We start from the raw sequence: 12,962 nt of genomic DNA, 5'->3' as shown, positions 1-12,962 counted from the left end.
GGCGCCCCACTCCCCGGGGCGCCCTTCCAGCTCCTGACCTAGCAGCTCAGCGAGCCCGCTCCGACGCCCACGCCGAGGATGCCGATGAAGCGCTGGTACGCCGCGACCCTGCTCTGCACCTGCGCCGGGTTCCGCCCGCCGCACTCGAGGCTGCCGTTGATGCTGCGGATCGTCTCGCCGAACCCGGCGCCGTTGACCATCGCGTTGTGCGGCGTCATCGTGCCCGGCCCGCTCTGCGTGTTCCAGTACCAGAGCGCCGTCTTCATCGCCACGGCCGGATCGGTCTGCACCAGGTTCGGGTTGTGCAGCAGGTCGATGCCGAGCGCGTCACCGGCGGCCTTGTAGTTGAAGTTCCAGCTGAGCTGGATCGGCCCGCGACCGTAGTACGCGGCCTGCCCGGCGGGGCACCCGTACGGCTGGCTCGTGTCACAGTAGTGCGGGTAGTTGGCGGTGTTCTGCTCGACGATGTACACCAGCCCACCGGTCTCGTGGTTCACGTTCGCGAGGAATGCGGCCGCCTCCTGCTTGCGCACCGCGTCCGTGCCGGTCTTCGCGAACGCCGGATACGCGCTCAACGCCGCGACCAGGCCGTTGTACGTGTAGAACGGGTTCCTGCTCGGGAACATCTGGTTGAACTGCGCCTCGCTGACCACGAACGCCCCGTTCGACGGCGGCTGCGTCGTCGGGTTCGTCGGCGGCTGCGTCGTCGGGTTCGGCTGCCCGTTGCAGGTGTACGGGTCCCAGTACCAGGTGCTGATCGTCGGGCTGTACCCCGGGTTGTCGTGCTCGGCGACGTAGTACTTGCCGTCGGTGAACTTCACGACGTCACCGGTGACGTAGTTGCGCCCCTGCACCCAGGCCGGGAAGCTGCACCCGCCGGCGGACCCGGTCTGCGTCGGCGGCTGCGGGGTGCTCCCGCCGCACACGCCCTGGTCCTGCCAGACCCCACTGGTGCCGGGCGGCGCCTCGTTCTGCGTCCACCACTTGGCGAGGAAGTTACGGCCGTTGTGGGACACGGTGGCGCCCCCGGTGTAGACCGCCGACGACTGCCACGCGGCGGCGCAGGTGGCAGCCGACGCCGGCAGCATGTTGAACACGGCGACGACCCCACCGACGACGGCGGTCGCGGCGAGCATCGCCAGCAGGCGCACTCTGGACACCTGATCACTTCCGTTCAGATCGACACTGGTCCCTCATACGACCAGCCCGACCACCCCCTGACCACCGACAACACCTATTTATGAACAAACTTTACGGTTTCCCTAACGTTCGCACCGCGATCGATGGGCGGCGCTGCCCTCCCGAGCAGCCATCGCCGTCCTTGGATCACGGACCGGGCGCCGCTCAGGCGAGCCATAGATCGGGCGCGAAGCAGCGGCCAGCCGGCGGCGTGCGTGTGCGGAGCCTTGCACGGTGCGCTCGGGGCGGGGAGTCGGGAGATCGGGATCGAGGATCGGGCCGGCCGCGGCCCGGATGGGCGGCCGCCATGCACGTCGACTTCCGTGATCGATGGCGCGATCCGGTCGCCCGAGCGACCACCACCGTCCTTGGATCACGGACCCGGCGCCGCTCGGGTGAGCCGCAGGTCGGGCGCGAAGCAGGGGCGGTCCAGCCGTCGGCGTGCATGTGCAGCGCCGGGTGCAAGCGCTCCGGACGGGGAGTCGGAAGATCGGGATCGAGGGCCGTGCCGGCCGCGGCCCGGATGGGCGGCCGCTATGCACGTCGACTTCCGTGATCGATGGCGCGATCCGGTCGCCCGAGCGACCACCGGCGTCCTTGGATCACGGACCCGGCGCCGCTCGGGTCAGCCGCAGGTCGGGCGTGGAGCGGGAAATCGGGGTCGGGCGCTGCCTTGCGCGTGCGGGCCTGGCGCGGCGCGGGCCGGCGGCGGGCGTGCGTGCTCGGCGCGCCCCCGGGGTCGTCTGCCGCCGCGTTCATGGCCTGCCGATCGGGCGTGTGCCGGCCGCGCGCGTGGGTTGCCGTGATCGATGGCGCGATCTGGTCATCCGCGCGGCCACCGCCGTCCTTGGATCACGGGCGGGCCGGGCGCCACTCGGGTGGCCGCAGGGGTCGGACGGCTGCATTGCGCATGCGGGCCCGGTTCAGGCGGGCCTGGCGCGGCTCGGGCCGGCGGCGGGCGTGCGTGCTCGGCGCGCCCGGCGTCGTCTGCTGCCGCGTTCATGGTCTGCCGATCGGGCGTGCGCCGGCCGCGCGTCGACTTCCGTGATCGATGGCGCGATCTGGTCATCCGGGCGGCCACCGCCGTCCTTGGATCACGGGAGGGCCGGGCGCGGCTCGGGGTGAGCCGCAGGTCGGGCGTGGAGGTCGAGATCGGGGTCGGGCGGCTGCCTTGCGCGTGCGGGCCTGGGCGGCACGGGCCGGCGGCGGGCGTGCGTGCTCGGCGCGCCAGGGGTCGTCTGCTGCCGCGTTCGTGGTCTGCCGATCGGGCGTGCGCCGGCCGCGCGTCGACTTCCGTGATCGATGGCGCGATCTGGCCATCCGGGCGGCCACCGCCGTCCTTGGATCACGAGCGGAGGCGACGTCGGCCGGGGGTCGCCTCCCGGCCTGCATGATCGAAGGCTGGATCCGGCTACCGGGACAACCACCGGCGTCCTTGGATCACGAGTGGAGGCGACTCCGGTGGGGGTAGCCTTCGCGGCCTGCTTGATCGAAGGATGGGGCTGGCTACCGGGACAGCCATCCCTGTCCTTGGATCACGGGCGGAGGCGACCGAGGCAGGGGCGGCCATGCCGTTTCGCGGGTCGTGAGCGGCGTCGACCAGGTTGGCGCGGCCGGCGGATCGCGGGCAGCGGCGGCGCCATCCGGGGCGACGTCCCGGATGGCAGATCGAAGGACGGAACGCGGTCGGCGCCGTCCTTGGATCACGGGCGTGGACCATCGGTGGAAGAACGGCAAGCGCGGCCGGGTGTCATTTGTGCGCATTCACTACTCTGAAGATTGAATAGCGGCGCATTGCGGCATTCCGCCGCATCCGGGGTGGTGACACTGCGCGATCGGTAGGTTGCGTAGAACAATGGTCGCGGGCAGACGGTTCCGGAAGCGTGAAAGCATTTTAGTGATTTCCATCACGTCGATTTCTTTCGGGACGCTTAGGCGACCTGCTGGGGTGGTGCCGTTTCGAGAGGTGTGTCACAGCACCGCACAATCGGTGCGCTGCGCGGGCGAATCGCCCTGGGTAGGCTGGCCGTCGGTCTCGTCCGACAGGCACCGCTCCCCGCGGTGCCGGGCGCGACTGCCGCCTAATCGCCGGCTCGACACCGGCGAATCGGGGACCCAACCGTAACTGGGGTGAATCCGCGGGCAACCGCGGTAGGGATCGTTCCGTCCCGAACCCGTCAGCTAACCCGGTCGGCGGCCGACGGAAGGAACAACGAGCCAGATGTCATCACGACATCCCGGTCGGCGGATTCTCGCCGTCCTGATGACGGCCGCCGTCCTTTGTGGGATGGCTGCCGCACCGGCCGCCGCCGAGCCGGGCGACGACACAGGCGACGAGGGTTCCAACGCGACCCTCGCGCAGGTCCTCGACGAGAGCACCCGTGGCTGGATCGAGGCCAAGGACAAGTTCGACGCGTCGGTCAAGAACCAGGCCGATCTGACCGCCAAGCTCGCCGTGACCGAGGCGGAGCTGGCCAGGGTCACCGAGCAGGTCTCGGCGATCGCCGTCGCTGCGTACCGGACGGGGCCGCTCACCACGTTCGTGGCGCTGATGGATTCGGGCAGCCCGACCGGGTTCGCGGAGCGCGCCGGCTCGATCGACGAGATCGCCCACCACAATGACAACCTGCTGCGCGACCTCAACCAGCTGAAGAAGGACCAGGCGGCGCAGAAGGCCGCGCTGGAGGCAGAGGTCAAGCTCCAGCAGGAGCAGGTCGCGGTCATGGCCGCGAAGAAGAAGGAAGCCGAGAAGGGCCTGGCCCAGGCGGGCGGGCCGAGCAACGGCTTCGTCTCGGCCAACCTGCCGCTCGCGCAGCCGTCGCCGCGCAACGCCAGCGGTGGCTGGTCGGCGGAGTCGTGCAAGGTCAACGATCCCACCACCACCGGCTGCATCACGCAGCGCACGCTGCACGCGATGCAGCAGGCGCAGGCGGCCGGCTTCAAGCGGTTCGTCTCGTGCTACCGGCCCAGCGGGCCGTATGAGCACCCGAAGGGTCGTGCCTGCGACTTCTCGGTACAATCGAAGTCCGGCTTCGGTGGTGTCGCCGCCGGCGAGGACAAGGTCTACGGCGCCAATCTCGCGACCTATTTCGTGAAGAACGCGGACCGGCTCGGCGTCATGTACGTCATCTGGTTCAAACAGATCTGGACGCCCGCGGTCGGCTGGCACCATTACAGCGGCGTCGGCGGGGATCCCTCCAGCGACCACACCAACCACGTGCATCTGTCCGTGCTGTAAGACCCTCACGTCTGCGGACGGCCGGCCGATAGGGCAACTGTCGACCGGCCGACGCAGGTGAGGGGATTTCTCGTGAAGCACCGACTCGTGACGCGCAGCGACTTCGACGGCCTGGTGTGCGCCGTGCTGCTGCGTCACCTGGAGCTCATCGGCGACATCACGTTCGTGCACCCCAAGGACGTCCAGGACGGCGCGGTCGAGGTCGGGCCGAACGACATCCTGACGAATCTGCCGTACGCGCCGGGCGCCCACATGGTCTTCGACCACCATCACTCGGAGACGCTGCGCAACACCGGCGACAACGACAACCACATCATCGACGCGGAGGCCCCGTCGGCGGCCCGCGTCATCTATGACCACTTCGGCGGCGCCGCGCGCTTCCCGAACGTGTCGGACGAGCTGATGGAGGCGGTCGACAAGGCCGACTCCGCCCAGTACGACATCGCGGACATCCTGCAGCCGGTCGGGTGGACGCTGATGAACTTCCTCATGGACAGCCGCACCGGGCTGGGGCGGTTCCGCCAGTTCCGGATCTCCAACTACCAGCTGATGATGCAGCTCATCGACGCGTGCATCGACCATCAGGACGTCGAGGAGATCCTGGCGCTGCCGGACGTGGCAGAGCGGGCCGAGCTCTTCCGCGAGCAGCAGGAGCTCTTCGTCGACCAGCTGCGTCGGGTCAGCCACGTCGAGGGTGACGTGGTCGTCGTCGACCTGCGGGACGAAGCGGTGATCTTCGCGGGGAACCGGTTCATGGTGTACGCGCTGTTCCCGGACGCCCGGGTCTCCATCCACGTGATCTGGGGCAGGCAGAAGCTCAACACCGTCTTCGCGGTCGGCAAGTCGATCCTGGACCGCACCTCACCGACCGACATCGGCTCGGTGATGCTCGAGTACGGCGGCGGCGGCCACCTGGCGGCCGGCACCTGCCAGGTCCCGCACGACGCGTCGGAGCGCGTCCTGCGGGAGATCATCGCCAAGGTCGGCGCCCCGCGAGCGGCCGCGATGAGTTCCGGCACTCCCTGACGTATACCTCATATGACCTTCACCATCGCGCTGCCGGTCGCCGACCGGTACACCTCCCACGCCTTCTACCGCGCAGTCCTGGACGCCGAGCCGTTCGGCCCGGAGGGTGGCGACGGGCTGCCGGAGCCCTTGCAGTTCCCGGTCGCGGACGGGGTCGCCCTGATGCTGGTGCCGGCCGACGGGTTCGGCTGGGTGATCGGCGATCACCAGGTGGCGCCGGCCGGGACGAGCGAGTGCGTCCTGAGCCGGTCGGTGCCGGGCCGTGAGGACGTGGTCGCCGTGATCGAGCGGGCCAGGGCCGCCGGCGGCCGGGTCGTCACCGAGCCCGCCGAGCAGCCGTGGGGGTACGCCGGCGCCTTCGCCGACCCCGACGGCCACCTGTGGATGGTGGCGCCGGGACCGGACCAGGGTTAGAGCATCTCCGTGTCCCGGAGCAGGCGCCAGAGACCGGCGCCGTCCGGGGCGCGCAGCCAGCGCTGTGCGGCGCTCGCGTCGGCCGGCAGCCGGCGGGTGCTCTCGACCGTGGTCGGGAAGCCGCCGGCGAGGACCGCCTGCGTCGGGGACAGGTGCCGGATCGCGACGGCGGCCACGCTGTCGGGGTGCTCGGCGACGAACTCCGCGTAGATCTCCGGGTCGTGCTGGCCGTCGTCGCCGACGAGCAGCCACCGGATGTCGGGGAACTCCTCCGCCAGCCGCGCCAGGGACGCGCGCTTGTGCGCCTGGCCGCTGCGGAAGAACCGGTCGGGCTGCGGGCCCCAGTCGGTCAGCAGGAGCGGGCCGGCCGGGTACAGGTGGCGCGACAGGAACCGGGTCAGGGTCGCCGCGACGTTCCAGGCGCCGGTCGAGAGGTAGAACACCGGAGCGCCGGGGTTGGCGTTGACCAGCCGCTCGTAGAGCACCGCCATCCCCGGTACCGAGGCGCGCGCGTGCTCGTCGAGGACGAACGTGTTCCACGCGGCCAGCAGCGGGCGCGGCAGCGTCGTGACCATGACGGTGTCGTCGACGTCGGAGACGATCCCGAAGCGCACCGACGGGTCGATGATCCGCACCGGCGCCTCGACCGGGGTGCTGTCCTCGCTCTGCAGCGTGACGGTTGCCCAGCCGGGGGCGAGGTCCGCCTCGATGACGGTGTCGATGAAGCCGCCCCGGTCGCAGCGGACCTCGCAGGTGCGGTCCCCGGCGGTGATGCGCACCGGGGCGTTCGCCACGGACACGGCGGTGAACGAGCGCCAGCCCCGCAGCTTCTTCAGGCGCCGCCCGGGTTTCGGGTCCAGGCGGGCGAGCAGGACCCGGCCGAGGACGCGGACCCAGCCGGGGCCGCCGTAGCCGGTGTACGGGGTGACGGCGACCTTCCACCCGCGCAGCCGGAGCCGCCGCTCCAGCACGTCGTGGAAGGCGTCCTCGATGCGCGCGGCGCGGTGCAGACGGACCGGACCAGACGGGGTCAACGACACGCGATCACCCTGTCACAGCCCCTACGCCACCGCACCACCACACGCAGGGTGACGGGTACACGACGGTGGCATGAATCCGTGAGCCCGAACGCTTCGGACACTTCTAGCGTTGGTGTTATCAGGAACACACACCAAGGGGTGCGAGATGGCAATCACGACATTCGAGGCGGTACGAGCCGAGGCACTGTTCGTTTCCCACCTGCAGTGCTCGCAGGCGCCGAAGAGCGACGAGATCCGTGCGGCGGTCGCGACGACGCTGCGGCGGGTCGGCATCAAGGGCTGCGCGGCCCAGGTCGCCGGCGAGTTCGGTGACCACCCGGACACGGCGGTGGCGCGGATGGCGTGGGCCCTCGCGCTGGTCCGTTCGACGTACCCGGCCCGGCGCAACGCGCCCCGGTCGGTGCGACTGCTCGCGCGCAGCGCTTGAAACGCGCGGCACATGGGTATCGCGCGATCATGCAGGAACTCCACGTCTCACTCGACGACGCTCAGCTCAGCCCGGCGGCGCAGAAGCTGCAGGAGCCTCTCGAAGCCCAGCTGAGCTCGGCGTTGCAATGGGCCGCCGAACAGGTCGCCCAGGACTACCACGCAGAGTCGGCCGCCGAGGTCGGCGCCCGGTTGCTGGAGACCGCCAGGTCGAGCCTCCACCCGGACATCGCCGCCGCCTTCCAGCCGGACCCCGCCGAGCTGGACCGCGCCGCCCGCGCCGTCATCGATGCAGCCCGGCCAGGGCGTGAGTGACTTTCACGAAATGCCCCGATTGCGCAACCCAATCGCTCCACACTGAGGTTCTACTGCCGCGCAGAACCCTGGAGGACAGCCGTGGAGCAGCACAAACTCACGATCGATATGAACGAGGCCACGATCGAGCAGCTGCGCGACCACCACTTCGCGCTCTTCGGCCTCCACGCGATCGCCACCTCGGCGAGCGGCGCCCCGACCATCTGGCTCTCCGTGCACTACCTCGAACGCCATCTCGAGGTCGCCTGGCACGAGACGTACTCGATGTTCACGGCCCGCCACTCGACCATGGCACCGAGCACGAAGGTGGTGCCGACCCACAACTACCCGGCCCCGCTGGGCAGCGTGCTCACGGTCGCCGGCAACGACGGCGCCGGCATCGTCACGCCGGGCGGCCCGGCCGGCCACATGGAGATCGACAACACCGGACGGGTCGAGCTCGGCGCCGGCCTGTGCATCCACGACACCCACGGCATGTACCAGCCGGTCGGCATCTTCGACCTGATCGACGTGGACCTCTTCCAGCCGATCCCGAAGGTCGCGTTCTTCTTCTCGCCGATCCCGCACATGGCCGGCGAGGTCGCCACCCGCGCGCTCGGCCCCGGCATCCTGCTGGACTACTCGAAGACCGGCAACCGCAGCTTCTCCGTCGAGTACAACCTGCACGACGGCTGGTCGGTGGAGAACCGCCCGTACGCCAAGCCGATCGCGGCCAACGAACCGCTCAACCCGCTGCTGCTGGTGCGCTCCTCGGCCCTGCAGGCCCTCGCGATGCAGCGGCAGCGCACCACCGCCACCACCACCGGCACGATCAGGCGTTGAGGACCCAGTTCACGCGGTGCGCCTCCGTGGGGTCGGGCGTCTCCCAGCGCCCGACCATCCGGTTGACCACCCCGTCCGGCACCGGGCGCGGGCGGGCCCGGTTGCGCCGCCGCATCACCTCCGGCGGCGCCTCGACGCTGACGATCTCGATCCTCCCGCCGTAGTCGGCGACCAGCCCGATGCACCGCGCCCGCATCTGCCGGGTCAGGTTCGTCGCGTTCCAGACGAACGGCGTGCCGGCCCGCAGCAGCACCTTGGCCTGGTCGGTCGCGGCGGCGATCACCGGGCCCTGGTCGTCGGTGGGCCTGACCCGCAGCCGCTCGCGCCAGTCGTCGAGGCTCACCACCGCCACGCCCGGCCGGTTGGCGGCGATCCAGTGGTCCTTCCCCGATCCGGGCAGCCCCGACATGACGGTCACAGTGACCTTGGTGTCGTCGTACGCCGCGAAGTCAGCGACCCGATCCAGGTTCCGGAAATAGGTGAACCTGGCATGCTCGGACGGGAAGCGCCGAGGCTGGTCGAGGCAGCCGTCATCCGTGGTGTACTGCACGAAGAGCGCGACGTTGTCGAGCATCTCACCCGCGTCGGCACAGACCCGCCCGAGAATGTCGGCGGTGGCGAGCAGCCCGAGATCGTCGTTGCGGGCGAGCAGGCTGACCCGGTGGATGATCCGGTCGAGGTCGCCGCGGGGCCGCTCCAGCGCCCAGAACGGCACCTGATGATGCCGGATCAGCGCGGCCACGTGCTCCCGCCACGCGATCGGCACCCCCGCCTCCCACAGCACCCGCCGCGCGGTCAGGTCACCGCGGCGCGAGTGGCCGTGCGCGGTGATCCGCCCGTCCTCCTCGACCTGGGTGCAGTCCGGCTTCGCCGCGTCGTGCAGCAGCACCGCCGCGAAGAGCCGGGCCCGCTCGCCGGCCGGCCGCTCCCGCCACGCCGGCAGCTGCGCCAGGGCCTCGCACGCCATCCGCGTGTGCGTGGCCACGTCACCCTCGGCGTGGTGCACGGCGTCCTGCGGCACCCCGTCGAGCCGCCGCACCCAGTCGAACGCGGCGTGGATCTCCTGCCACGGCACCGACCACGACGGCCCGGCGGGGCAGAGCCGCTCGAAGACGTTCACGCCCGCACCCGGTTCGCGACGATCGGCCGGTCCTGCCAGTGGCTGCCGGAGTCCAGGATCGCGGTGTGGAAGCTGGGCCGCACCCACTTGTAGCGGCCGAGCACGGTGCCGGCGTCCTCGAGCTTCAGGTACAGCCCCTCCATGTCTTCGGACATGTCGGTCTCCTTGACGACCTGGTCCGGGTCGGCACCACCGGCAACGGCGGCCTCCCGCAGCGCGTCGCGCCACCTCGTCGTCCTACAGGTCGACGGCCCGACGAACGCCGTCAGCTCGGCGAGCTTGCCGATGCGCCCGGTGTACAGCACGGGCACCGAGCTGACCGGCAGCCCTTCCAGCAGCTCACGGCGCCGCCCGGTGGACAGGAACTCCTCCGCCACCCGGTCGTAGACGTCGAACTCGCAGAAGTGGTGCGGCAGCGCGTCGTAGAAGACGGTGTGCTTGGCGTACAGCCATTCGCCGTACATGACGTAGCGGTCGCTCAGCACGGGCTGCAACTCGTACCGCACGGTCGCCGCCCACGCCTTCAGCAGCCCGAACTGCTTCTCCCGCGGCCCGCCGGTGAGGTAGTGCCCCCGCGACTGCAGCAGCAGCTCACCATCGGCATCGAAACTGACCGCACAGTTGGCCCCGTCGAGCTTCTCCTCGACGACCAGCACCTGCCCGGCAAGCTGCGCGAACGGCACCTGCGCCAGGTCATGGTCGCCCGGCTGCAGCCGCGATCCCTGCAGGTGCGGTGTCCTCGGGTATTTGCGCAGCACACAGAAGTTGTAGCCGACCCCACTCCCCACGGACACCGGATTTCCCACCCGGCTCACTGTCCTCAGCGCACGGCTTCACCGTGCTCCCGGCGGGGGGTGCGACGGCACGGGCGGCGGTCACCCTTTTCAGGACGCAATGTGACCCGCGTGTGAGCCTGGTCTTGAGGCGCCCCATCGTGTTGGCGACGCGAGAAAATCCGTTCATGGAATACGAAAAGGCTCTTATAGCCGGATGTATCTGCCATTGGAGTCGCTGCACCGCGCGCGTCGACCTGCTTGATGGCAGCTGCGTCGAAGACACCTGGCACGAGCTCGACCAACCCGACCCGAAATGCCCGCTTCACCGTAGAGCGGAGGGCTGATCTCTGCATCGTCACCTCGAGCCGCCCGCCTTCGCCCGCCGTCCAACTGCGACGGCGGGCGTTGCGCATCTGCCGCTGTCGTCGGGCGGACGCGGCAACGGCCGTGCGGCTCCGCGCCGGGCTTTCGTCGGGAGTTGACGGTGCTCGGCAGGACTTCCGCGAAGGGTTGACAGAGAAAGTCAGAAATTGTTGGTTGGCGTTTTGGTATATGTGTCATTTCGGGCCTCAGTGGGGGTTCAACCTTGACGTGGTCGGCACGTTCTGTTCAATATTTACGGAACATGTGCGATCCACCACCCCCGCGCCCGCCAGCGCGTCACCGTCGGAGCCGCCACCGATGTTCACCGCAGCCAAGAGACTCGCCGCCCTGACCGCCGCCGCAATCGTCGGGGGTGTGCTGGTGCCCGGTGTGGGCGCCGCCGCCGTCCCGGACTACACGACCGCGGAGGCGGGCAACCCGTTCGTCGACGGGTGGTATGCCGATCCTGACGTCGCCGTGTACAACAACACGTTCTGGGTCTATCCGACGACGTCGAAGAGCTACTCGGAGCAGACCTACCTCGACGCCTTCTCCTCGACGGACCTGGTCAACTGGACGAAGCATCCCAACGTGCTCACCAAGGCCAACGTGTCGTGGGCGAGCTATGCCATGTGGGCGCCGGCGCCGATCCAGCGCAACGGCAAGTACTACCTGTACTTCGCCGCGAACGACATCCAGAACAACTCCGCGCTCGGCGGGATCGGGGTCGCCGTCGCCGACAACCCGGCGGGGCCGTATCGGGACGCGATCGGCAGGCCGCTGATCGGGCAGTTCTACAACGGTGCGCAGCCGATCGACCAGGACGTCTTCATCGACGACGACGGGCAGGCCTACATCTACTACGGGGGCTGGAGTCACGCCAACGTGGCCAAGCTCAACGCGGACATGATCAGTCTCGGCACGTTCAGCGACGGCAGCACGTTCAAGGAGATCACGCCGTCGGGGTATGTCGAAGGCTCGCAGATGTTCAAGCGCAACGGCAAGTACTACCTGATGTGGTCCGAGGGCGGCTGGACCGGGCCCGACTACTCGGTGTCCTACGCGATGTCGACCTCGCCGACCGGGCCGTTCACCAAGCTGGACAAGGTGCTCGCGCAGGACCCGACGGTCGCCAAGGGCTCGGGGCACAACTCGGTGATCAACGTGCCGGGCACGGACACGTGGTACATCCTGTATCACCGGCGGCCCCTGGCCGAGTCCGACGGCAACCACCGGCAGCTCGCCTACGACCGGATGACGTTCAACGCCGACGGCACGATTCCGCGCATCACCATGCGGGTCAAGGACAACTTCGCCGACGGCAATGCGCTGGGGTGGAGGGCCTACGGCGGTGCCTGGAGCACCGTGAACGGCAGGTACACCGCCGGGAGCAGCCTGGGCGGCAAGGCGCAGCTGGACACGAACTTCGGCGACTTCTCCTACGACGCCGACGTCACGGTGACCAGCGGTGGCGGCGACGCGGGGCTGACGTTCCGGGTGACGAACGCGACCTCCGGCACCGACGGTTACAACGGCTACTACGCCGGCATCAGCCCGGCCGGGCGGGTCGTGCTGGGCCGCGCCGCCAACAACTGGACCCAGCTGGGCACCGCGAACCTCACCGTCACGGCCGGCACCAGCTACCACCTGCGCGTCACGGCGATCGGGTCGTCGATCAAGGTGTACGTCGACGACATGGCCAACCCGAAGATCAACGTCACGGACGGCACGTACGCGTCCGGCAGTGACGGGGTGCGGGTCTTCAACGCGGCGGCGACGTTCGACAACGTGGTGGTCGGGGCGCCGGTGGGCGCGGGCGTCAACGTCGCGCAGGGCAGGCCCGCCACCGGCACGTCACCGTGCGTGGCGTCGGAGGGCCCGGAGAAGGCCGTCAACGGCAGCGTGAGCGGCGGCAACTCCGACAAGTTCTGCTCGTCGGTCGCCGGTGCCTGGCTGCAGGTCGACCTCGGCAGCGCCAGGAGCATCGGCCGGTTCGAGCTCGCGCACGCCCAGGCCGGTGGGGAGGCGGCGAGCCTCAACACCAGGGCGTTCACGATCTCGGTGTCCGGCGACGGCACGACCTGGACCCAGGTGGTGAACATCACCGGCAACACGGCGGCGACCACAAGTCACCCGGTCAGCGGGGTCACCGGCCGTTACGTGCGCCTCAACGTGGGTACCCCCACGCAGACCGGCGAGGTCGCGACTCGCATCTATGAGCTGCGCGTGTTCAGCTAGGACCC

At 69.7% G+C, this 12,962-nt stretch carries 10 protein-coding genes, 1 pseudogene and 1 riboswitch; of the genes and pseudogenes, 7 read left to right on the top strand and 4 right to left on the bottom strand.

Going from position 1 to position 12,962, the window contains the following annotated elements:
• Positions 1-38: 38 nt before the first annotated feature.
• Positions 39-1,160, bottom strand: a complete 1,122-nt coding sequence (locus tag OHA72_RS09355; protein WP_327007439.1) for a glycoside hydrolase family 19 protein — start codon at positions 1,158-1,160, stop codon at positions 39-41.
• A 2,095-nt stretch (positions 1,161-3,255) separates the two neighbouring features.
• Positions 3,256-3,391: riboswitch (cyclic di-AMP (ydaO/yuaA leader) on the top strand.
• 75 nt (positions 3,392-3,466) lie between these two features.
• Here OHA72_RS09355 and OHA72_RS09350 point away from each other — a divergent pair.
• The 3 genes from OHA72_RS09350 (at position 3,467) to OHA72_RS09340 (ending at position 5,857) form a co-directional block, all read left to right on the top strand.
• The gene (locus tag OHA72_RS09350; protein ID WP_327007438.1) at positions 3,467-4,417 is read left to right on the top strand and encodes a coiled-coil domain-containing protein; all 951 of its coding nucleotides are present in this window, start codon (positions 3,467-3,469) and stop codon (positions 4,415-4,417) included.
• A gap of 72 nt (positions 4,418-4,489) precedes the next feature.
• Positions 4,490-5,443 (top strand): DHH family phosphoesterase, encoded by a 954-nt coding sequence (locus OHA72_RS09345; RefSeq protein WP_327007437.1) that lies wholly within the window; start codon positions 4,490-4,492, stop codon positions 5,441-5,443.
• 12 nt (positions 5,444-5,455) lie between these two features.
• On the top strand, positions 5,456-5,857 hold the full coding sequence (locus tag OHA72_RS09340) for a VOC family protein (protein WP_327007436.1): 402 nt from the start codon (positions 5,456-5,458) through the stop codon (positions 5,855-5,857).
• On the opposite strand, the gene OHA72_RS09335 is transcribed toward OHA72_RS09340, so the two are convergent.
• Positions 5,854-6,897 (bottom strand): App1 family protein phosphatidate phosphatase, encoded by a 1,044-nt coding sequence (locus OHA72_RS09335; RefSeq protein WP_327007435.1) that lies wholly within the window; start codon positions 6,895-6,897, stop codon positions 5,854-5,856. The genes OHA72_RS09340 and OHA72_RS09335 overlap by 4 nt on opposite strands.
• A gap of 145 nt (positions 6,898-7,042) precedes the next feature.
• Here OHA72_RS09335 and OHA72_RS09330 point away from each other — a divergent pair, with 145 nt between their 5' ends.
• The 3 genes from OHA72_RS09330 (at position 7,043) to OHA72_RS09320 (ending at position 8,460) form a co-directional block, all read left to right on the top strand.
• Complete coding sequence (locus OHA72_RS09330) at positions 7,043-7,324, top strand: hypothetical protein (RefSeq protein WP_327007434.1); 282 nt, start codon at positions 7,043-7,045, stop codon at positions 7,322-7,324.
• 29 nt (positions 7,325-7,353) lie between these two features.
• Positions 7,354-7,638, top strand: a complete 285-nt coding sequence (locus OHA72_RS09325; protein ID WP_327007433.1) for a hypothetical protein — start codon at positions 7,354-7,356, stop codon at positions 7,636-7,638.
• A 108-nt stretch (positions 7,639-7,746) separates the two neighbouring features.
• On the top strand, positions 7,747-8,460 hold the full coding sequence (locus OHA72_RS09320) for a hypothetical protein (protein ID WP_327007432.1): 714 nt from the start codon (positions 7,747-7,749) through the stop codon (positions 8,458-8,460).
• Here OHA72_RS09320 and OHA72_RS09315 read toward each other — a convergent pair.
• Together OHA72_RS09315 and OHA72_RS09310 are read right to left on the bottom strand one after the other, a co-directional pair.
• Positions 8,450-9,580: an AAA family ATPase gene (locus tag OHA72_RS09315; RefSeq protein WP_327007431.1), complete on the bottom strand. Its 1,131-nt coding sequence runs from the start codon at positions 9,578-9,580 to the stop codon at positions 8,450-8,452. The genes OHA72_RS09320 and OHA72_RS09315 overlap by 11 nt on opposite strands.
• On the bottom strand, positions 9,577-10,338 hold the full coding sequence (locus tag OHA72_RS09310; protein ID WP_327007430.1) for an RNA ligase family protein: 762 nt from the start codon (positions 10,336-10,338) through the stop codon (positions 9,577-9,579). Before OHA72_RS09310 ends, OHA72_RS09315 begins: the two co-directional genes overlap by 4 nt.
• Before the next feature lie 873 nt (positions 10,339-11,211).
• Here OHA72_RS09310 and OHA72_RS09305 point away from each other — a divergent pair.
• Positions 11,212-12,957, top strand: a pseudogene (locus tag OHA72_RS09305) (family 43 glycosylhydrolase); the annotation flags it as partial.
• Positions 12,958-12,962 lie beyond the last annotated feature (5 nt).

It is taken from the genome of Dactylosporangium sp. NBC_01737 (genome assembly GCF_035963215.1).
Classification (GTDB): domain Bacteria; phylum Actinomycetota; class Actinomycetes; order Mycobacteriales; family Micromonosporaceae; genus Dactylosporangium.
The sequence above is the reverse complement of the archived record's forward strand: the minus strand, read 5'-3'. Positions and strand labels throughout refer to the sequence as shown.